At 68.0% G+C, this 20646-nt stretch carries 20 protein-coding genes; 7 read left to right on the top strand and 13 right to left on the bottom strand.

Annotated features, from left to right (window positions below; genetic code table 11):
• Positions 1-122: 122 nt before the first annotated feature.
• Positions 123-1100 carry a DMT family transporter gene (locus MEU52_RS19905; protein WP_238122908.1) on the top strand — a complete coding sequence of 326 codons (978 nt, stop codon included), beginning with the start codon at positions 123-125 and terminating at the stop codon, positions 1098-1100.
• Between the two features lie 584 nt (positions 1101-1684).
• On the opposite strand, the gene MEU52_RS19900 is transcribed toward MEU52_RS19905, so the two are convergent.
• Positions 1685-2053: a response regulator gene (locus MEU52_RS19900; RefSeq protein WP_238122909.1), complete on the bottom strand. Its 369-nt coding sequence runs from the start codon at positions 2051-2053 to the stop codon at positions 1685-1687.
• 87 nt (positions 2054-2140) lie between these two features.
• On the opposite strand from MEU52_RS19900, the gene MEU52_RS19895 reads away from it, so the two are divergent.
• From MEU52_RS19895 to purB, 3 genes are all read left to right on the top strand, one after another.
• Positions 2141-2464, top strand: a complete 324-nt coding sequence (locus MEU52_RS19895; RefSeq protein WP_238122910.1) for a DUF3572 domain-containing protein — start codon at positions 2141-2143, stop codon at positions 2462-2464.
• 20 nt (positions 2465-2484) lie between these two features.
• Positions 2485-3780, top strand: coding sequence for a DNA polymerase IV (locus tag MEU52_RS19890; protein ID WP_238122911.1), 1296 nt, complete (start codon positions 2485-2487; stop codon positions 3778-3780).
• A gap of 125 nt (positions 3781-3905) precedes the next feature.
• Positions 3906-5213 carry an adenylosuccinate lyase gene (gene purB, locus MEU52_RS19885; RefSeq protein WP_238122912.1) on the top strand — a complete coding sequence of 436 codons (1308 nt, stop codon included), beginning with the start codon at positions 3906-3908 and terminating at the stop codon, positions 5211-5213.
• A gap of 73 nt (positions 5214-5286) precedes the next feature.
• Here the strand turns inward: purB and MEU52_RS19880 are convergent, their stop codons facing one another.
• From MEU52_RS19880 to purC, 8 genes are all read right to left on the bottom strand, one after another.
• The gene (locus MEU52_RS19880; RefSeq protein WP_238122913.1) at positions 5287-5586 is read right to left on the bottom strand and encodes a hypothetical protein; all 300 of its coding nucleotides are present in this window, start codon (positions 5584-5586) and stop codon (positions 5287-5289) included.
• Positions 5587-5596: 10 nt separating this feature from the next.
• Positions 5597-5935: a Grx4 family monothiol glutaredoxin gene (gene grxD, locus MEU52_RS19875; protein WP_238122914.1), complete on the bottom strand. Its 339-nt coding sequence runs from the start codon at positions 5933-5935 to the stop codon at positions 5597-5599.
• Between the two features lie 146 nt (positions 5936-6081).
• Complete coding sequence (locus MEU52_RS19870) at positions 6082-6315, bottom strand: BolA family protein (protein ID WP_238122915.1); 234 nt, start codon at positions 6313-6315, stop codon at positions 6082-6084.
• A 39-nt stretch (positions 6316-6354) separates the two neighbouring features.
• A complete protein-coding gene (gene purL, locus MEU52_RS19865; RefSeq protein ID WP_238122916.1) occupies positions 6355-8568 on the bottom strand; it encodes a phosphoribosylformylglycinamidine synthase subunit PurL in 2214 nt (737 codons plus the stop codon).
• 28 nt (positions 8569-8596) lie between these two features.
• Entirely contained in the window at positions 8597-9295 is a 699-nt protein-coding gene (gene purQ, locus MEU52_RS19860) for a phosphoribosylformylglycinamidine synthase subunit PurQ (protein WP_238122917.1), read from the bottom strand.
• A gap of 6 nt (positions 9296-9301) precedes the next feature.
• Complete coding sequence (locus MEU52_RS19855; RefSeq protein WP_238122918.1) at positions 9302-9529, bottom strand: hypothetical protein; 228 nt, start codon at positions 9527-9529, stop codon at positions 9302-9304.
• 41 nt (positions 9530-9570) lie between these two features.
• On the bottom strand, positions 9571-9810 hold the full coding sequence (gene purS / locus MEU52_RS19850) for a phosphoribosylformylglycinamidine synthase subunit PurS (protein WP_238122919.1): 240 nt from the start codon (positions 9808-9810) through the stop codon (positions 9571-9573).
• Positions 9811-9988: 178 nt separating this feature from the next.
• Positions 9989-10783 carry a phosphoribosylaminoimidazolesuccinocarboxamide synthase gene (gene purC / locus MEU52_RS19845; RefSeq protein WP_238122920.1) on the bottom strand — a complete coding sequence of 265 codons (795 nt, stop codon included), beginning with the start codon at positions 10781-10783 and terminating at the stop codon, positions 9989-9991.
• Between the two features lie 433 nt (positions 10784-11216).
• Between purC and MEU52_RS19840 the strand changes: the two genes are divergently transcribed.
• Positions 11217-11540: a DUF1476 domain-containing protein gene (locus tag MEU52_RS19840; RefSeq protein ID WP_238122921.1), complete on the top strand. Its 324-nt coding sequence runs from the start codon at positions 11217-11219 to the stop codon at positions 11538-11540.
• Positions 11541-11640: 100 nt separating this feature from the next.
• On the opposite strand, the gene rpsD is transcribed toward MEU52_RS19840, so the two are convergent.
• On the bottom strand, positions 11641-12258 hold the full coding sequence (gene rpsD, locus MEU52_RS19835; RefSeq protein WP_238122922.1) for a 30S ribosomal protein S4: 618 nt from the start codon (positions 12256-12258) through the stop codon (positions 11641-11643).
• Between the two features lie 355 nt (positions 12259-12613).
• On the opposite strand from rpsD, the gene MEU52_RS19830 reads away from it, so the two are divergent.
• Entirely contained in the window at positions 12614-13324 is a 711-nt protein-coding gene (locus tag MEU52_RS19830; protein ID WP_238122923.1) for a type 1 glutamine amidotransferase, read from the top strand.
• Positions 13325-13330: 6 nt separating this feature from the next.
• Here the strand turns inward: MEU52_RS19830 and MEU52_RS19825 are convergent, their stop codons facing one another.
• The 3 genes from MEU52_RS19825 to MEU52_RS19815 form a co-directional block, all read right to left on the bottom strand.
• Positions 13331-14575 carry a lytic murein transglycosylase gene (locus tag MEU52_RS19825; protein ID WP_238122924.1) on the bottom strand — a complete coding sequence of 415 codons (1245 nt, stop codon included), beginning with the start codon at positions 14573-14575 and terminating at the stop codon, positions 13331-13333.
• Positions 14576-14592: 17 nt separating this feature from the next.
• The gene (gene murI, locus MEU52_RS19820) at positions 14593-15465 is read right to left on the bottom strand and encodes a glutamate racemase (protein ID WP_238122925.1); all 873 of its coding nucleotides are present in this window, start codon (positions 15463-15465) and stop codon (positions 14593-14595) included.
• 69 nt (positions 15466-15534) lie between these two features.
• Positions 15535-15855, bottom strand: a complete 321-nt coding sequence (locus MEU52_RS19815; protein ID WP_238122926.1) for a 2Fe-2S iron-sulfur cluster-binding protein — start codon at positions 15853-15855, stop codon at positions 15535-15537.
• Positions 15856-16205: 350 nt separating this feature from the next.
• Here MEU52_RS19815 and MEU52_RS19810 point away from each other — a divergent pair, with 350 nt between their 5' ends.
• Positions 16206-20522, top strand: a complete 4317-nt coding sequence (locus tag MEU52_RS19810) for a hypothetical protein (RefSeq protein WP_238122927.1) — start codon at positions 16206-16208, stop codon at positions 20520-20522.
• The last annotated feature ends 124 nt before the right edge of the window (positions 20523-20646 follow it).

The following is a 20646-nucleotide window of genomic DNA, read 5'->3' as shown; positions in this document are numbered from 1 at the left end:
CATCTGGGCTTCATGGCCATGCGCCCATCACGGCGCGCGCCAGGCTCCGCAGCCGGGGCAGACCCCGCCGGCCGCCCGCCGGACGAAGCAGCATGCCGGCACCCGCCGGACAAGGACCCAAGATGACCACCCCGGCTCAGACCAGCGCCAACCTCACGAATTCGGGATTGAAGGGCGTTCTCGCCATGGCGGTGGCCATGGGTCTTTTCATCACCAACGACACCTGCCTCAAGCTGGCGGTGGGCACCCTGCCCCTCGGCGAGGCCATCTTCCTGCGCACCGCCGTTTCCGCCGTGCTACTGCTGGCGCTGGTGGCCCGCTCCGGCGATCTGCCGGCGCTGCCGCTGGCGGCGCACCCCCGGGTGCTCGGCCGCTCCATCCTCGATTCTCTCACCACCTTCCTTTATGTGGCGGCGCTGGCGGTGATGCCCATCGCCTCCAGCACCACCATCTACATGGCCGCGCCCCTGCTCACGACCGCCCTGGCGGTGCCCATGCTGGGCGAGAAGGTGAGTCTGCGGGGCTGGTGCGCCATCGTCATCGGCTTCAGCGGCGCGGTCATCGTCACCCGGCCGGATCCGGCCACCTTCTCCCTCATTGCCCTTCTGCCGCTCATCGCCGCCTTCTGTAGCTCGGTGCGCGATGTGATGACCCGCGGCATCGGCCTGGAGATTCCCGGCCCTGTGGTGAGCGCCTCCGCCGTGCTGGTGCTGCTGGTGTGTTCCGGTGCCTTCGCCATCTGGGAACCCTGGCATCTGCCGGCTCTGCGGACGGTGCTTTATCTCCTGCTGGCCGGCACCGCCTTCGCGGGGGGCACTCTGCTGCTGGTGTACGCCTTCCGCCACGCCCCGGTCGCGTCCATCTCGCCGCTGCGCTACCTCATGGTCTTCGGCGCGCTGCTCTCGGGCTATCTGGTGTTCGGCGATGTGCCGGATGCGTGGACCAGCGTCGGCATCGTGCTGGTGGTGGGCGCCGGCCTCTATGCCATTCGCCAGGAACAGGTGCGTGCCCGCAATGCCCGCCGGGCGGCGGCCTGCGTCGCCGCCGGTGGCAGCGCCATGGCCCATGCAGCCGCGGCCTGCGCGGCACCGAAGGACTGAGGCAGGGACCGCCCAAGGCAAGCCGGCGACCACGACGGACGAGACCGCTACGGCGGTCGACTGGCCCGGCGCCGACGCTCCGAATCGGCGCCGCCGCGCCTATGCGCCGGTCTTCACCACACCTGGACTTGCGCGCGCAGCGCCCGGCCACCTACCGGGCAGCATCAGCCAGCCTTCTGCCCGCCGTGGACGAAGCTTGCAGCGGGACCTTCGGCCCGCTTTTGGAGGGGTGCGCCAGTTGAGGGGTGCGCCAGGCGGCGCATGCACGGCAGGGGCATGAACCGGGCAGAGGATAGGCTGGCCGGTGGGGAGCGCGCGGGGAGGCCTCCCGTCATCGCTCACCCACCGGCCAAACCCCACGGACCCAGGAGATGCGGCGGACCTGAGCACTCCGTAGGGTTGTCTCGAAATCTCTCGGCCCGCCGTCGCGGCCGCAACGCCGGTGGTGCGCCACCGTTCGCGGTTCATCGCAGCAGAGCGGTCAGAAGCCTGCAGCCGCGCCGCCGGCTGCATCATTTAAAAAGTGTAGCGCAACCCCAGAAAAAGGGAAAGCTGCCGAATTCGGGCCGGGTTACAGGGCCCGCTCACGTTCCGGCGAAGTGGCGCACGGTTTCCAGGAACTTCGCCACCGAGATCGGCTTGGAGAGGTAGGCCTCGCAGCCCCCCGCGCGGATGCGCTCCTCGTCGCCCTTCATGGCGAATGCCGTGACGGCCACCACGGGAATCGCCTTCAGCTCCGGATCCGCCTTCAGCTTGCGGGTCACGTCGAGCCCGGAGATTTCCGGCAGCTGAATGTCCATGATGATGAGATCGGGGCGATTGGCCCGCGCCAGCTCCACCGCTTCCACGCCGGTGCGGGTCTCCACGGTACGGTAGCCATGGGCCTCCAGCAGGTCGTGGAAGAGCTTCATGTTCAGCTCGTTGTCCTCCACGATCATGACCGTCTTCGACATGGGTCCTATCCCCGCTCCGTGCTTCGCAGCCCGCCGCGAACGTGCTGGAATGGGCACAGCTAGAACCCATTCCTTGCGGAAGCGCAAATGCCCATTCAAGAAAAGCCCAAAGGCCTGGACGCTCAACGGGCCGCGGCCCAGGAGGTGGCGGTGGCCGCCCTCTCCTTCATCGCCGCGGATGGGGAGCGCCTGGTGCGATTCCTCGGCGAAACCGGCCTCAGCCCCGCCAGCCTGCGCGAGGCCGCCGGCAAATCCGGCTTCGGCGCCGGGGTGCTCGCCTTCCTGCTTTCCGATGAAGCCATGCTGCTGGCCTTCGCCGCCGACCAGAAGCTCGATCCCAAGCATGTGGTGGCCGCCCACGACATTCTTGCCCCGCCGTTCGATCCCGACGCACCGGTGCGGCGGCTCTAGGCGCGCCCTGGAGCGTGGCCATGGCTGCCGCCCTGCCCCCCGGGTTCTGCCGCGACTGCCTCGCCGATGCGGCGAGCGGGCCGCGCTGTGCCGCCTGTGGTAGCCCGCGACTGGTGCGCCATGGGGAGATCGACAGCCTCAGCATGGCCCATGTGGACTGCGACGCTTTCTTCGCCGCAGTGGAAAAGCGCGATAACCCCGCCCTCGCCGATGTGCCCCTCATCATCGGCGGCGGCAAGCGCGGGGTGGTCTCCACCGCCTGCTACATCGCCCGCATCAGCGGGGTGCGCTCGGCCATGCCCATGTTCAAGGCCAAGGCGCTCTGCCCGGATGCGGTGATCCTGCCGCCCAACATGGAAAAATACCGCATCGCCGGGCGTCAGGTGCGGGCCATGATGCAGGCACTGACGCCCCTGGTGGAGCCCCTCTCCATCGACGAGGCCTTTCTCGATCTCTCCGGCACCACGGCCCTGCACGGGCTCAGCCCGGCCCGCACCCTGGCCCGCTTCGCGCGCGAGGTGGAACAGCAGGTGGGAATCACGGTTTCGGTGGGCCTTGCCCCCAACAAATTCCTGGCCAAGACCGCCTCGGACCTCGATAAGCCCCGCGGCTTCTCCGTCCTCGGCGCCGCCGAGGCGCCCGCCTTCCTGGCGCCACGGCCGGTCACCTTCATCTGGGGCGTCGGCGCCGCCTTCGGCAGCCGCCTCAACCGCGATGGCTTCCACACCATCGGCGATCTGCAGCGGGTGGATGCCGCGGAGCTGGCGCGTCGCTACGGTGCCGAGGGACTGCGGCTGGCCCGCCTCGCCCACGGCATCGACACGCGCCAGGTGGAGCCGCACCGGGAGGCCAAGAGCGTCTCCGCCGAAACCACCTTCGATACCGACATTGCCTCCCTGCGGCCCCTGGAGCAGTCGCTTTATGGCCTCTCGGAAGAGGTGAGCGCGCGGCTCAAGAAGGCCGGCATTGCCGGGCGCACGGTAACGCTGAAGCTCAAGACCGGCGATTTCCGCCTGCGCACCCGCTCGCGCACCCTCGAGACGCCCACCTGCCTCGCCGGGCGCATCTACGCCCACGCCCACGAGCTGTTGCAGAAGGAGGTGGATGGCAGCCGCTTCCGCCTCATCGGCGTCGGCGTGTCGGAGCTGTGCCCCGCCAGCGAGGCGGATCCGGCCGACCTGGTGGATACGGGCACCGAGCGCCTCAAGGCGGCGGAGAGCGCCATGGACGCGCTCACCGCGAAATTCGGACGCGGCGCCGTCTCCCGCGGGCTGATGCTCGGCAGCGACCACGGCGGCCGCCGCAAAGGGCGTTAGCCGCCGTCGGGCCGCCATTCGCCATCCGCCCACGCGCAGCGGTGGCCGAATGCGCGCGTCGCCCTACTCTTTCCGGCGCTGATCTGCTAGAGCGCACCCTTGATCAAGACATGACGAGTGCTGCGATGATCCCCCGTTATAGCCGGCCGGAAATGGCCGCCATCTGGTCCCCCGAAGCCCGCTTCCGCATCTGGTTCGAGATCGAGGCTCATGCCGCCGACGCGCTGGCCGAGCTGGGCGTGGTGCCCAAGGAGGCCGCGGCCAAGATCTGGGAGCTTGGCGGCAAGGCCGAGTTCAACATCGACCGTATCGACGCCATCGAACGGGACGTGAAGCACGATGTCATCGCCTTCCTGACCCATCTGGCCGAGTTCATCGGCCCCGAGGCGCGCTTCGTCCACCAGGGCATGACCTCGTCCGACGTGCTGGACACCTGCCTCGCGGTGCAGCTCACCCGCGCCGCCGACCTGCTCATCGCCGATGTGGACAAGCTCCTGGCGGTGCTGGAGCGGCGCGCGTTCGAGTTCAAGCTCACCCCCACGGTGGGCCGCTCCCACGGCATCCACGCCGAGCCCACCACCTTCGGCGTGAAGCTCGCCATCGCCAGCGCCGAATTCCAGCGCGCCCGCGCCCGCCTCGTGGCGGCCCGCGAGGAGATCGCCACCTGCGCCATCTCCGGCGCGGTGGGCACCTTCGCCCATGTGGATCCCCGAGTGGAGGAGCATGTGGCCGCCAAGATGGGCCTGAAGGTGGAGACCGTCTCCACCCAGGTTATCCCCCGCGACCGCCACGCCATGTTCTTCGCCACCTTGGGCGTGGTCGCCTCCTCCGTGGAGCGGCTGGCCACCGAGGTGCGCCACCTGCAGCGCACCGAAGTGCTGGAGGCCGAGGAATATTTCTCGCCGGAGCAGAAGGGCTCCTCGGCGATGCCGCACAAGCGCAATCCGGTGCTCACCGAGAACCTCACGGGCCTTGCCCGCATGGTGCGCGCCTATGTGACGCCGGCGCTGGAAGACGTGGCCCTGTGGCACGAGCGGGATATCTCCCACTCCTCCGTGGAGCGCATGATTGGCCCCGACGCCACGGTGACCCTGGACTTCGCTCTGGCGCGGCTCACCGGCGTCATGGACAAGCTGGTGGTCCACACCGACAACATGCAGAAGAACATGGACAAGCTGGGTGGCCTCATCCACTCCCAGCGGGTGCTCCTCGCCCTCACCCAGAAGGGCGCCAGCCGCGAGGACGCCTACCGCCTCGTGCAGCGCAACGCCATGAAGGTCTGGCGCGGCGAAGGCGACTTCCGCACCTTCCTCCTCAATGATGCGGACGTGCGCAAATTCCTTGCCGAAGACGACATCAACGAAAAGTTCGATCTCGGCTACCACTTCAAGAATGTGGACACCATCTTCAAGCGGGTGTTCGGCCACGCCTGAGCGGTTCCGCCCACAAATGAAAAGGCCCGCCGGATGGCGGGCCTTTTTTAGTCTGCGGACACCAGCGGCTGGCTCAGAACGTGGTCATGATCCAGCCCACCAGCAGCGCCACCACCGGCAACCAGGTCATGGCGAGGGCCAGATCGACCCGGCCGCGGCGCCACATCAGCAGCCCCAACAGCGGCGAGAGGATGCACACCGCCAGGGTCAGCGACCAGCCGACGACCGCCGACATCTCGCCCCCGGCGCCTTCCGGCCCACCGAAGACGAACCCGGAAATCGCCAGCAGCAGAACCACCAGCGCCGCATCGGCCAGGAGCCCGAGGGCGATCACCACCTTCAAGGCGCGCATCGGCGCCGGAACAGCAGTCACGATGGGCCGATCAGCCGATGGCCTTGTCGCGGATCGCGACGCCCTTCTCTTCCAGCATGGGGATGAGTTCACCCGACTGGAACATCTCGCGGACGATGTCACAGCCGCCCATGAACTCGCCCTTGATGTAGAGCTGGGGAATGGTCGGCCAGTTAGAGTATTCCTTGATGCCCTGGCGGATCATGTCGTTCTCGAGCACGTTCACGCCCTTGAAAGGCACGCCCACGTGATCGAGAATCTGCACCACCTGACCCGAGAAACCGCACTGCGGGAACTGCGGGGTGCCCTTCATGAAGAGCACCACGTCGCTCGACTTGATGATGCCTTCGATGTCTTCGCGAATGCTCATGGGATCAAATCCAATCTCGCGGACCGAATGAGCCGGCCCTCTGGGCTAAAGATCGACCCTCACCGCGGAAAGTTCAAGGCCGCTTGTGCAGCGCGGCGCACGCGCGGCCGCGCACCGCCCTCCGCGGTGTCGGGCGCATCGTGGCGTCAGGCCGGCGCCGAGGTATGCAGGGCGAGCGCGTGCAGCACACCGCCCATGTTCCCCTTCAACGCCGCATAGACCATCTGGTGCTGCTGCAGCCGGCTCTTGCCGCGAAACGCCTCAGAGACGATCCGCGCGGCATAATGGTCGCCGTCACCGGCGAGATCCTCAATCACCACCGAGGCATCCGGAAACGCCGCCTTGATGAGCTGCTCGATGTCACTGGCGGGCATGGGCATGGCCGGTCGATCCTCCGCGGAAGTGAGGGGTGTGCCCGTTCAGGACGCACCCATGTAGATGGGCAGCCAGGTTTCGTGGCGATCGCGAAGCGCCTCCACCATGATCGAGCGGTCCTCCGGCAGGATCAAGCGATCGCCGCCGGTCTTGCCGATCTTGGCCACCGGCACGCCCGCCGCCTGGGCATGGCGCACCACCTCGGCGGTCTGGCCCGACGGCACCGTGACCACATAGCGGGCCTGGTCTTCGCCGAACCACCATGCGTTGGCGTCCATGCCTTCGGGCGGCGCTTCCAGCGAGGCGCCGAGGTGCCCCGCCATGGCCATTTCCGCCAGTGCGACGAGCAGGCCGCCATCGGAAATGTCGTGCACGGCGGTGGCGATGCCGTCGCGGATGAGGGCGCGCACGAAGTCGCCGTTGCGCTTCTCGGCCACCAGATCCACAGGCGGCGGCGCGCCTTCTTCCCGCTCACACACGGTGGCGAGGAACGACGAAGCCCCGAGCCAGCCCTCGGTCTTGCCGATCAGCAGGATCGGCTCGCCGGAGGCCTTGAAATCCAGCGTCATCGTCTCAGCGAGATTGTCGATGAGGCCGACACCGCCGATGGACGGGGTGGGCAGGATGCCCTGGCCGTTGGTCTCGTTGTAGAGGCTCACATTGCCCGACACGACCGGGAAATCGAGGGCCTCGCAGGCCGCCCCGATGCCTTTCACGCAGGCCACGAACTGGCCCATGATCTCGGGCTTTTCGGGATTACCGAAATTGAGGTTGTCGGTCACCGCAATGGGGGTGGCACCGACGGCGGTGAGATTGCGCCACGCCTCGGCCACCGCCTGCTTGCCGCCCTCGAAGGGGCCCGCCTCGCAATAGCGGGGGGTCACGTCGGTGGTCATGGCAAGGGCCTTGGGGCCGTCCTCCACCCGCACCACGGCGGCATCGCCACCGGGCCGCTGCACGGTGTTGCCGAGAATCAGGTGGTCATACTGCTCCCACACCCAGCGCTTGGAGCACAGGTCCGGCGAAGCGATGAGACGCTCCAGGGCGTCCGCCACCGACAGCGGGCTGCGCACATCCTCCGGCTTGATGACGGGGCGCTCAGCGGGCTCCACATAAGGCCGGCGGTATTCCGGCGCCTCGTCGCCCAGCTCCTTGATGGGCAGATCGGCTTCCACCAGGCCCTTGTGCTTCACCACGAAGCGCAGCGTGTCGGTGGTGCGGCCGACGATGGCGAAATCGAGGCCCCACTTCTTGAAGATGGCCTCGGCCTCTTCTTCCTTGCCATCGGCGATGACCATGAGCATGCGCTCCTGGCTTTCCGAGAGCATCATCTCATAGGCGCTCATGCCGGTTTCGCGGCACGGCACGGCATCGAGATCGAGCTCCACGCCCAGGTCGCCCTTGGCGCCCATCTCCACCGCAGAGCAGGTGAGGCCGGCGGCGCCCATGTCCTGGATCGCCACCACGCAGCCCTTCTGCATGATCTCCAGGCAGGCTTCCAGCAGCAGCTTCTCGGCGAAGGGGTCGCCCACCTGCACGGTGGGACGCTTCTCCTCGGCATCGGCACCGAACTCGGCGGACGCCATGGTGGCGCCGTGGATGCCGTCGCGGCCGGTCTTGGAGCCGAGATAGACGATGGCGCGACCGACGCCGGTGGCGGCCGCGTAAAAGATCTCGTTGGTGTTGGCGAGACCGACCGCCATGGCGTTGACGAGGATGTTGCCGTTATAGCGCTTGTGGAATCCCACCGAGCCACCCACCGTGGGCACGCCGAAGGAATTGCCATAGCCGCCGATGCCGGCCACCACGCCGGCCAAAAGGCGCCGGGTGCGGGTGTTGTGGCAATCGCCAAAGCGCAGCAGGTTCAGGGCCGCGATGGGCCGCGCGCCCATGGTGAACACATCGCGCAGAATGCCCCCCACGCCCGTGCCCGCGCCCTGGTAGGGCTCGATGAAGGACGGATGGTTGTGGCTCTCCATCTTGAAGACCACGGCCTGCCCATCGCCGATATCCACCACACCGGCATTCTCGCCGGGGCCCTGGATCACCCGCGGACCGGTGGTGGGCAGGGTGCGCAGCCAGGCCTTGGAGGATTTGTACGAGCAGTGCTCGTTCCACATGGCGGAGACGATGCCGAGCTCCGTGATGGACGGCTCGCGGCCGATGAGCTTGACGAAGTGATCGTACTCCTCCGGCTTCAGGCCGTGCTCGGCCACCAGTTCCGGAGTGATGCGGGGCGTGTTGGGAAGAAGGGTCACAGCGTGTCGATCCGAATTGGGGCGCGTTTCACGCCGCCTTCAAGGCGCCGGCGAGGCTCTCGAACAGGCCACGCCCGTCGGTGGGGCCGATTTCCGGCTCGATATAGTCTTCCGGGTGCGGCATCATGCCGAGCACGTTGAACTTCTCGGAATAGATGCCGGCAATGCCGTTGATGGAGCCGTTGGGCCCATCGGTCTCGTCGATCTGGCCATCGGCGCGGGCATAGCGGAACGCCACGCGCCCCTCATGCTCCAGCTGGGCGATGGTGGCGTCATCCGCCGTGTAATTGCCTTCGCCGTGCGCCACCGGAATGCGGATCAGGTCGCCCTTGCGATAGGCCTTGGTATAGGCCGTGTCGGCCCGTTCCACCCGCAGCAGCACCTCGCGGCAGACGAAGCGCAGGCGCGCATTGCGCACCAGCACGCCCGGCAGCAACCCGGCCTCGCACAGGATCTGGAAGCCGTTGCAGATGCCCAGCACCAGGCCACCCTTGGCGGCATGGGCCCGCACCGCAGTCATGATATTGGCGCGGGCGGCGATGGCGCCGCAGCGCAGATAGTCGCCATAGGAGAAGCCGCCCGGCAACACCACCAGATCGGTGCCCGCCGGCAGCTCATGCTCCGCGTGCCAGACGATGTTCGGCTTGGCGCCGGCGACGAGCTTGAGGGCACGCGCGGCATCCCGCTCACGATTGGAGCCGGGAAAGAGGATGACGGCAGGTTTCATGATCTCTCAATGGGCGTCGGCAAGATCGAGCCGGGGTTCGATGCGTTCAAGGCGCGCATCCTGGCGGGCAAGCACGCCGTAGACAGTGTTCACATTCTGCTGGAGACCAGCGAGATGGGTGCGGATGGCCGAAATTTCCCGCCGGACACCATCCAGCTTGAGGGTCATCGGGTCGAACCGGCCTCGCATCGACTTCGGGACCTCGTGAATCAGTTCGCTCGCGACCTCAGCCATGGCGTCCCCTCGGCGGCACCGGCAAACAGCTTAGCACACCCTCAGGCGAACTCGATTCGGTAGGTTTCGATCACCGTGTTGGCCAACAGCTTCTCGCAGGCTTCCTTGAGGGCGGCCTCGGCGGTGGCCTGGTCGTTGCCGGCCAGCTCGACGTCGAACACCTTGCCCTGGCGCACGCTCTGCACGCCGTTCACGCCCAGGGAGCGCAGCGCGCCCTCGATGGCCTTGCCTTGCGGATCCAACACAGCGGACTTCAATGTGACAATGACGCGGGCCTTCATGACACCTTCTCGCGTTGGCATTCGCCTGGATCTGCCCGCGCCTGTCGCGCGGGCAACGGGCTCAGTCAGCGGACCTGCAGACCACCGTTCAATGCAAACGGGGGCCTGTCGGGCCCCCGCCTAGCACTTTTCACTGTTCCGGCTCAACGCCTGCCGGCGTCAATCCAGACCTGCGCGATCACTTGACCAGCACCGGACCTTTGCCCTGGCTGGGTTCCGGCTCGATCAGGATGCCGAGCCGGCGCGCCACTTCGGTATAGGCCTCCACGAGGCCGCCCATGTCGCGACGGAACCGGTCTTTGTCCATCTTGTCGTTGGACTTGATGTCCCACAGCCGGCACGAATCGGGGCTGATCTCATCGGCCACGACGATCCGCATCATGTCGTTTTCCCACAGGCGGCCGCATTCCATCTTGAAGTCCACAAGACGGATGCCGACGCCGAGGAACAGGCCGGTCAGAAAGTCGTTGACGCGGATCGCCAGGGCGATGATGTCGTCGATCTCCTGAGTGGTGGCCCAGCCGAACGCCGTGATGTGCTCTTCCGACACCATCGGGTCGTTGAGCGCGTCGTTCTTGTAATAGAACTCGATGATCGAGCGCGGCAGCGGCGTGCCTTCCTCGATGCCGAGGCGAGTCGACAGCGAGCCGGCCGCCACATTGCGGATCACGACTTCGAGCGGAATGATCTCCACCTCGCGGATCAACTGCTCGCGCATGTTGAGCCGGCGGATGAAGTGAGTCGGAACGCCAATGTCGTTCAACCGGGAGAAGACATACTCCGAAATCCGGTTGTTGAGCACGCCCTTGCCATCGATGACATCGTGCTTTTTGGCGTTGAAGGCGGTCGCGTCATCCTTGAAGTGCTGGATGAGGGTGCCGGGCTCAGGACCTTCATAGAGGACCTTCGCCTTGCCTTCGTATATGCGGCGGCGGCGCGACATGGGGGTATACCGTCGATTGAGGAAATCCATGGGTGTGCCAAGGCTCCGTTCTGGTGACGCTCCTCGGCGGGGCGCGGGTGGCTGTTGAGCAGTTCACGCCGAGCCCGAGCGGACACTAGCCGATCACGGCCCCGGATACAACGCGACTGCGTCAATGAGGCATTGGTTGCACGCCGAGCCGGCAAATCCCCATCCGGACACCTCACCTGCCCTTCCGACAGGGTGCGCGTAGCGGGCCGCGCGGCGAGTCGCCATCCGCGCGACGTCAGCCGCCCCGTCAGAAGCCGCGACAGAAGCCGCGACATGGGGCAGCATCGTGGTGTGCGATGCCTCACTGCCGTTGATCTAGGCGGAGGCGCCCTATATTCAAGGCACGCGCGCGATGTGGCGGGCCCTGCCCCAGCGTCGCGCAAACCAATCCCGGTCACGAGCCGGTCACGACATCGTCAGGAAGAGGGCAGCCATGACCACGTTCGACAAGCGCGAAGAAGGCTTCGAGGGGCGCTTCGCGCTGGACGAGGAGACCCGCTTCAAGGCTCTCGCTCGCCGCAACAAGAAGCTCGGCCTCTGGGCGGCCGAGAAGCTGGGCCTCGAGGGTGAGGCTGCGGCGGCCTACGCCAAGGAAGTGGTCATCTCCGACCTCGAAGAGGCCGGTGACGAGGACGTCTTCCGCAAGCTGCGGACCGACTTCGACGCCAAGGGCGTCGCGATCTCCGATCACCAGATTCGCCGGACCATGGAAGAGCTGCTGGCCGTCGCCTCCCAGGAGATGAAGTCCGGGAGCTGAACGCCCAGCGCTGGCGGGAGCGGCCAAGGCTCTCCCGCTCGCCACACAGCGGGCAATAAAAAAGGCCGCCTCCCGGCGGCCTTTTTCGTGTCGCGCGAGATCAGCGCGAATAGAACTCGACCACGAGGTTCGGTTCCATCTGAACCGGATAGGGCACCTCGTTGAGCTCCGGCACGCGCGAGAAGCGGGCGGCCAGCTTGCCGGCGTCCAGCTCGATATAGTCGGGAACGTCGCGCTCGCCGAGCTGCTGGGCTTCCAGCACCAGGGTCATCTGGCGAGAGGCTTCCTTGACCTCCACCACATCGCCCACCTTCACCTGATAGGAGGGGATGTTCACGCGCTTGCCGTTCACCTTCACGTGACCGTGAGACACGAACTGGCGGGCGGCGAAGATGGTGGGCACGAACTTGGCGCGATACACCACGGCATCCAGGCGGCGCTCCAGGAGGCCGATCAGGTTGGCGCCGGTGTCGCCCTTCATGCGGGAGGCTTCCACGTAAATGGCGTGGAACTGCTTCTCACCCACGGAGCCGTAATAGCCCTTGAGCTTCTGCTTGGCGCGCAGCTGCACGCCGAAGTCGGACAGCTTGCCCTTGCGGCGCTGACCGTGCTGGCCGGGACCGTATTCGCGACGGTTCACCGGGCTCTTGGAGCGGCCCCAGATGTTCTCGCCCATACGGCGATCGATCTTGTGCTTGGCCGCAATGCGCTTGCTCATGTAACGCGGATCCTTGTTTTGTTCGTGCTGGGATCGCGCCCCTCCTCTGTGGAAGCGGCCCGCCAACGGCGCGCCGGATTTCCACTGACAGGCCCAAGCAGCGCGCTGCCGCTCGAAGCCACGGGTGCGTGAAACGCCAATGTGAAAAACCTCGTGGACCGTCGCCGATCCGCAAGGTAGCGGCCTCATAAGCGTTCACGGCATGTGAGTCAACGTGCGCGGGGCTTCGCGCGCTTATGTCTCGGGGCCCCGCCCCCGCTTTGGCCTTGTCGCGGCCGCCCCAGGGCTTAGCTTCTCCACCGTTCCCAAAGCCCCGCGACACCGCCCCCGGTGTCGCGCCGTTGGAGCCTGCCCCATGAAGATCCTGGTCTTTCAGCACGTGGCCGTCGAGCATCCCGGCCGCTTCCGCGATTTCCTGAAGGCCGACGGCATCCAATGGCATCCGGTGGAGCTGGATGCGGGCGAGCCCATTCCCCCGCTCGATGATTACGACGCGCTCATGGTGTTCGGTGGCCCCATGGACGTATGGCAGGAGGCCGAAAACCCCTGGCTGGTGCCGGAAAAGGCCGCCATCCGTCAATGGGTGGCCAAGGACCGGCCCTATCTCGGCGTCTGCCTCGGCCATCAGCTGCTGGCCGAGGCCCTGGGCGGCCAGGTGGGCCTCATGGCCAAGCCCGAGGTGGGGGTGACCGAGGTGACCCTGACCGAAGCCGGCCGCGCCGCGCCCCTGTTCACCGGCCTCGGCCCCACCTTCCCCACCCTGCAGTGGCATGGCGCGGCGGTTCTGGCGCTGCCGCCCGGCGCCAGGGTGCTGGCCGAGAACGCCCATTGCCCCATCCAGGCCATCCAGGTGGGGCAGCGCGCCTTCGGCATCCAGTATCACGTGGAGCTGACCGACGACACGGTGCCCGAATGGGGCGTCATCCCGGAATACCGCTCAGCCCTGGAAGCCATCACCGGCCCCGGCGGCCAGCAGGCCCTCGAAACGGTGACGCGGGAGAAAATGCCGGTGTTCGCCGCCGCGGCGAAGCAGCTCTATGCCAACTTCAAGGGGGTGATCGGCTGAGCCCCCTCACCGTCCCTGGCGCAGGGCGGTGAGTACCTGCAGTGAGGCATAGCCGTCGTCAGGGGTGATGCCGGCCCGCTGCTGGAAGGCGCGGACCGCACGCATGGTGGCGGTCCCCACGCGGCCATCGGTGCCGCCGGTGCTGAAACCGGCGGCAGTGAGGCGCTGCTGCACCTCCTGAACCTCGGCCAGGGTCAGCGCCCGCTCGCCGCCGGGCCAGGGGGTCACGAAGGGCCCCTCCCCCATGATCTGGTCGCCCAGATGCACCACGGCCAGCGCGTAGTTGGACGAGGGGTTGTAGGAGCGCACCGCATAGAAATTGTGGAACAGCAGCAGCGCCGGCCCGCCCGGTCCCCCGGGCAGCCACAGCCGCGCCGGCTCGTCATAGCCCGCCAGGGAGCGGCCATCGATGGTCTGCACCCCCATGTCCCCCCATTGGGAGAGCGGCCGCTTGGTCTTGTTGTCGGCAAGGTCGGTATTGAAGGCGCCGGGCAGCCGTGCTTCCACGCCCCACGGCTCGCCGCGGCGATATTTGCCGCGTTTCACCAGATAGTTGGCGGTTCCCGCCAGGGCATCATCAGGGCGTCCGAAGGGGGAAATGCGGCCGTCGCCGTCGAAATCCACCCCCATGTTCAGCCACACCTCGGGCATCCATTGGGTATGGCCCATGGCACCGGCCCAAGAGCCGGTCATCTCCCGCGGTGTACCCCAGCCCCGCTGGACGATCACCAGCGCGTTGAGAAGCTCGGTTTCCCAATAGCGCCGGCGCCGGGGCTCGCCCCAGGCCAGGGCGGCGAGGGAGGGAAACACCGGCTTCATGTGCGCCGGGTTGCTCAGCACGTCGCCGAACGCGCTCTCCATGCCCCAGTAGCCGAGCATCACCCGCCGATCGACCCCGAACGTCTCCTCGATCCGGCTGAACAGCCCGGCATATTGGCGGGCGCGCTCCTGGCCGGTGGCGACGCGCCAGTCGGAGACCCGGCGATTGAGATATTGCCAAGTCTGCTCCGTGAACTCCGGCTGCGCCCGATCCTGCGCATAAACGCTGGTGTCCGGCTTCAAGCCGGCGAACACCGCATCATAAGTGGCATCGGACACGCCGCGGGCGCGGGCCTTGGCGCGGAACTGCTGCACCCAGGCGGGAAACGGCTTGGCCGCCTTCTGCGCCAGCGCCGCCTGCGGCCACGCGGCGGCGGCGGCCAGCCCCAGAAGACCGAACGAGACGGCGCGGCGGTCGACCCGAACGGCCATGCAATTCTCCTATCTGTTCAACTGGCCACCGCCAGCGGCGGGGCGAGGATTTCCGGCGGGCGCACCTGCCGCGCGGCCACCCGGCTCACCTGCGCCGCATCGAGCGGGCGGGCGGTGGAGATGAGCCGCACCGGCGCGGCAGGGCCCTCACCCGCGTCGGCGGGGCCCAACAGCTGCACCACGCGCCGGGCGATGGCGGGGGCGGGATCCACCCAGTCCACCGGCCACGGCGCCAATCGGCGCAGCCGGTGCAGCAGCAGGGGATAGTGGGTGCAGGCCAGCACCACCGTATCGGTGCGGCGGCCGTCTTCAGCCACGAAGCAGGGGGCGATTTCCGCCTGGATCACTGCGTCCGGTACCGGCCGGCCCGCAAGCTCGGCCTCGGCAATCTCGGCCAGATGCACGCTCGGCACCAGGGTGACCTCGCAATGGGCGGCGAATTCGCGAATGAGGCCGGCGGTATAGTCCCGGCGCACGGTGCCCGGTGTTGCGAGAATGCTCACCCGTCCGCTCCGCGAGCCTGCACACGCCGGCTTCACCGCCGGAACCGTGCCGACGAACGGCAGGGCATGGCGCGCCCGCAGGCTGGGCAGAACCACGGTGGAGGCGGTGTTGCAGGCAATCACCACCAGTTGCGGCCGGGTCAAGGCGATCAGGCGGTCGACCACGCCATCGACCCGCGCCACCAGCGCCGCGTCGCTCAGGCCGCCATAGGGAAAGCCGGCGTCATCGGCGGCGTAGACAAAGGACGCGTCAGGGCGCGCGCGCGCCACCTCGCGGAATACCGACAGACCACCGACGCCGGAATCGAACACGAGGATGGTCGGCGCCGGGTGGGAAACAGGCGACACAGCAGCGACTCTCTCTGCACAAGCAGTGACAATGGTCATCGCTTATCCTCAACGGCGCGGGCGACAGTGTGGCGCCGGCTCCGTAAAGGAAAGGTATCGCTCGCCCGCTCAGCCCTGGTTTTCAGGGGTGTGGAGCACCAGCCCGTCGAGCTCGGCGGTCAGCTTGATCTGGCAGGACAGCCGCGACGTGGGCCGCACGTCGGAGGCGAAATCCAGCATGCCCTCTTCCATCTCGGAGGGCGCGCCCACCTTCTCCGCCCAGGCCGCGTCCACATAGACGTGGCAGGTGGCGCAGGCACAGGCGCCGCCGCATTCGGCGACGATCCCCGGCACGCCATTGCGCACCGCCGCTTCCATGGCTGTCGCGCCTTCCGGGCTCTCGACCGAATGGCGGGTTCCGTTGAATTCCACAAAGGTGATCGCGACCATGAATTTGCCGTACCAGCGCCCGATGGATTGAAAACCTTCCAGGGAAGGCAGTTGGCGCCCTATAGCCCCAAGCGGCGGCGGATGCCAGCCTCGCCGGCGGACGCGGCGTTAACGATATCTTCATTCTCAGCCCACCGGCTGGTTCAAAGCCATTCCGCCCCCCGTTAGGATAAGGATCCGTAAACCATCTTCCGCCGGCCTGTCCGGACGGCAAGACGTGTTTGCGCGGCCTTCCGCCTCGGCGGCCGGCCGGGGCCTCGGCCCGCTGAGACGAGTAGCGTGTGAGTATCGGGATTGCGGCACCGGGCAGGACGAGCCACGGCCCTCTCGAAGGCAAAGGCGACGGCGACATGAAGACTCCGATGAAGATTCAGGATCCGACCGAGGCCGCCCTCTCGGCGATTCAGGAGGCGCTGACGCTGGAGCTGGACGGGGCGCAGGCCGCCGCGGCACAGAAGGAGGCGGCCGCCGAACGGCCGGCCGAGCCGCACCCGGAGCGCGGCGCGCTGGTGGAGCCGGCGGCGCTGCCCGATCATCCCATTCCTCCACCCGACCGGCCGCTGCCCAACGCCGGCACCCGCGCCATCGGCCGGCGCGCGCCGCGCACCGACGACCCCCGCCGCGAGGGTGCCGCCCGCCCCCGTCCCGAAACGCGCGAGCGCCGCGCCGCCAATGATGACCGGCAGACCGTCGGCCAGATGGTGACGCAGCTGCGCAGCCCGGCCACCACGGCACCCTACTGGTGGGCCGCCGGCGCGTCGGTGCTGTGGATCGTCATCGGCATCGCCCTGGCCTTCGCCTATCACCGCGGCCTGATGGCCAGTTCCGAGGGCATGCAGTCGCTGGCCAATTCGCCGGCCCTGCTCGGTGTGTTCGCCTCCATTCTGGTGCCGCCGGTGGCCTTCTTCGGCATGGCGGCGGTGATGCGCCGCTCGCAGGAGCTGCAGGGCATCGCCCGGTCCATGACCGAGGTGGCGCTACGCCTGGCGCAGCCGGAATCCATCGCCACCGAAAGCGTGGTGAGCGTCGGCCAGGCGGTACGCCGCGAGGTGGCGGCCATGGGCGACGGCGTCGACCGCGCCGTGGCGCGCGCCGGCGAGCTGGAAGCCATGGTACGCACCGAGGTGTCGCTGCTGGAGCGCGCCTATGAGGAAAACGAGATCCGCATCCGCAACCTGATCGACGAGCTGCAGGCGGAGCGCCACAACATCCAGCTGGAAACCGAGCGGCTGCGTGAAGGCATCGCCGGCGCCGAAACCGTGCTGTCCGAAGAGGTGAAGGACGTCTCCGGCCGCATCCATGAGACCATGCTGGAGGCCAGCGAGCGCGTCACCGAGATCCTGGGTCAGAAGGGCGAGCACATCACCTCCGCCCTTGCCCGGGTCGGTGATTCCATGATCGACAGCCTCACCGCCAAGGGTGCCGAGCTGATCGACCGGCTCCAGCTCACCGGCTCGGAGATCCGCCAGGACCTCTCCAATTCCGGCGACGTGCTGGTGCAGACCCTGAAGTCGCGCACCGACGACCTCGCCACCAACCTGCTGTCCACCACCTCCGACGTGGCGGTGCTGATCGATCGCTGGGGTGAAGACGTCAACGTCAACATCGAGCGGCTTAAGAAGAATATCGACGACACCCTGGCCGAGAACGGCGGCCGGCTCACCGACGAGATCGCCACCCGCATCGGCGAGGCCGGCGAGGCCTTCCGCTCGGCCACCGAATCCATCGTCGCCGATTTCGGTGCCCGTGGCGCCGAGATGGTGGAGCAGCTGGAAAAGAGCGGCGAGAGCATCAGCGCCACCCTCGCCACCCGCGGCGCCGAGCTGGCCGAGCGGATCGAGACCACCAGCGATCGCATCTATGACGCCGTCGCCGTGCGCGGCGAGACCCTACCCCAGCGCCTTGCTGAGACCGGAGAGCGCATCACCGGCTCGCTCGATCGTTCCGGCACGCAGATCACCTCGGCGCTGGTGGAGAAGGGCAACGAGATCGCCACGGCCCTCACCGCCGCCAGCTCCGACATGACCGAGCGCCTCTCGGTGGTGGGCACCGAGGTCACCAAGGCCATCGGCGCCCGCGGCAGCCGTGTCACCGACAGCTTCCGCGAGACCGCCGACACCCTGGCCGCCACCATCGGCACCAAGGGCGACGCCATCAAGGAGATGCTCAACACCCGCCTCAAGGCGATCGAGGAAACCATCACCGTGCAGGGCGCCGAGCTGGCCGAGCGCCTGCACCACGACGGCACCACCTTCGCCCGCACGGTGCAGGACGGGGTGAAGGCCTTCGACACCACCGTGAAGGTCCACGCCCCCGAGCTGATGGACCAGATCAACCATCGCGTGAACGCGGTGAACGAGAACCTGCGCGTCACCGTCGCCAGCCTCGATGAGCGCCTCGCCTCCACCACGTCCAACGTGGCGAGCACCATGGATCAGCGCATCGCCCGCATCGAGCAGACCCTCGACCAGCGCGCCCAGAGCCTGACCGAGACCCTCGCCAGCCGCACCGTGAACCTCGCCCGCACCCTGGCCGATGGCACCCGCGGCGCCACCGAGGCCCTCGACAAGTCGGTGGAGACCCTCGACGCGTTCTTCGCCAGCCGCAACAAGGTGCTGGGTGATGTGCTGCTGGAGCGGGCCGACGGCGTGCAGCGCACCCTCACCAGCCGCGCCCAGGAGATCGCCGGCGTGCTCGACGGCCGCGTCGCCCGCATCGAAGAGCTGGTGCTCGGCCGCCTCGATGGTGTCGCCACCGCCCTGGAGGCGCGCGGCAGCGCCATGGCTGACACCCTGGTCGGCCGCCTGGAGCAGGTCAACGGCGCCCTCAAGACCAGCGCCGCCGACGTGGAGCGCGCGCTGACCGACCTGTCCCTCAACGTGGGCCAGAACCTCACCAGCCACGCCGAGACGGTGGCCGACGCCCTCGGCAGCCGACTGAACGAGATCGCCCACCTCATCGACGACAAGAACGGCTCGTTCCTGCTGGCGCTGGAGCGCACCAGCCAGCGCGCCGTTTCGGAAATCACCGCCACCAACACTGCCCTCAAGGGCGATGTGCAGGCCATCATCGAGCGCCTGGGCGAGGCCAACTCCACCTTCCAGCACGCCATGAACAGCGCCGTGACCAATCTCGGCGACTTCTCCGGCACCTTCGCCCAGCAGGTGGACAGCTTCAGCGCCACCGTGGGCGGCATCGGCCAGACCGCCGAGAGCACCGCCCAGCGGCTGGATGGCCAGATCCGCGCCCTGCGCGACCTGTCCGGCGGCGCCCTGTCGGAAATCACCACCCTCACCGAGCGCCTGGAGCAGCAGAGCCGCCTGCTGGCCGATGCCTCCCAGTCCCTCGGCGCCACCCACGAGCGGGTGGAAGCCACCCTGCAGGCGCGGCGCTCGGGCATGGAGGAGCTCACCAGCGCCCTCAACGCCCGCGTCGCCGACATGGATGGCCGCCTGCAGCACTTCCACGCCATGCTGGAAGACAGCTTCAAGACCGCCCAGGGCCGCGCCCGGCAGATCGCCGGCGTGGTGGCAGAGGCCACCTCCGGCTCGGCCAAGGTGCTGGAAAGCCAGTTCGAGGCCATGCGCAGTGCCGCCGACGCGGAGCGCGAGCGCACCGCCGCCGCCCTGCGCCAGACCTACGAGGCCGCGCTGGGCGACGTGCACCGCCTGTTCGGCGAGACCGGGGCCCAGTTCACCGAGGCCGCCCGCGAGCTCAAGCGCACCACCGAAGAGGTGCAGCGCGCCATCGAGCTGGCCCGTGCCGAGATGAAGCGCGGCATCCTCGAACTGCCGGCGGAGACCGAGGCCAGCGCCGCCACCATGCGTCGTGCGGTGGCCGAGCAGATCAAGGCCCTGGCCGAGCTCAACGAGATCGTGGCCCGCCAAGGTCAGGCGTTCGACGTGGTGGAGGCGGGCGCCCGCGCCACCGCGCAGGACCTCGGCCGCGCCTCCGTGGCCCGCGAACTGTCGGCCGTGCCCCCCCAGACCGGCAATCCCCAGCCGAGCCGCTCGGAGCGCCCCGCCCCGGTGGCCCGCCCCGTGGCACCCGCCAAGGCCGAGGTGAAGAGCGAAGCCCGCGGTGACGACAAAGGGGCGCTGCTGACCGAGCTGCTGGCTCGGGCCTCTGACGATCTGCAGCAGGAGCCGGTGGCCAAGACCCGCCAGGAGTCTCGTCACGAGCCGCGTCACGAGCCGCGTCCTGCCCCGCGCGCCCCGACCAAGGCCACCAGCCCGTCGCCCGTCGTCGCACAGGCGAAACCGGCGGATGCCAAGAGCGCCCCGAGCCGTGAGGTGGAGGGTCGCGGTGAAGGCAAAGCGGCGCCCGGGCCCGATTCCCTGGAGAGCCTGACCGCCGACATCGGCCGGCTGATGGATGGCCCGGCCACCGCCGAGTGCTGGAACCGCTACCTGAAGGGCGAGCGCGCCTCCTTCACCCGGCGCATCTACACCCTGCAGGGCCTCCAGACCTTCGAGAGCCTGCGCCGGCGCTATCGCAGCGACGCCACCTTCCGCACCACGGTGGACCGCTACCTTGGCGAGTTCGACCGGCTGCTGGAGCAGGTGGGCGCGGGCGAGCGCGGCGACGAGCTGACCCGCACCTATCTCGGGTCCGACACCGGCAAGGTCTACACCATGCTGGCCCATCTCGCGGGGCGCTTCGAGTAGGCCCGCACACCGACATCCTTCGCGCCCGGAGGGCCTCCCTCCAGGCGCGATGCCATCGTCATGTCATCAGGGTGCATCTTATTCCTATGACGGCCACGTTCTGTGAAAAGCACATGGCCCCGTC

Source organism: Xanthobacter sp. NM-25 (assembly GCF_022138605.1).
Taxonomy (GTDB): Bacteria; Pseudomonadota; Alphaproteobacteria; order Rhizobiales; family Xanthobacteraceae; genus Xanthobacter.
This window is presented reverse-complemented; position numbering and strand designations above follow the sequence as displayed.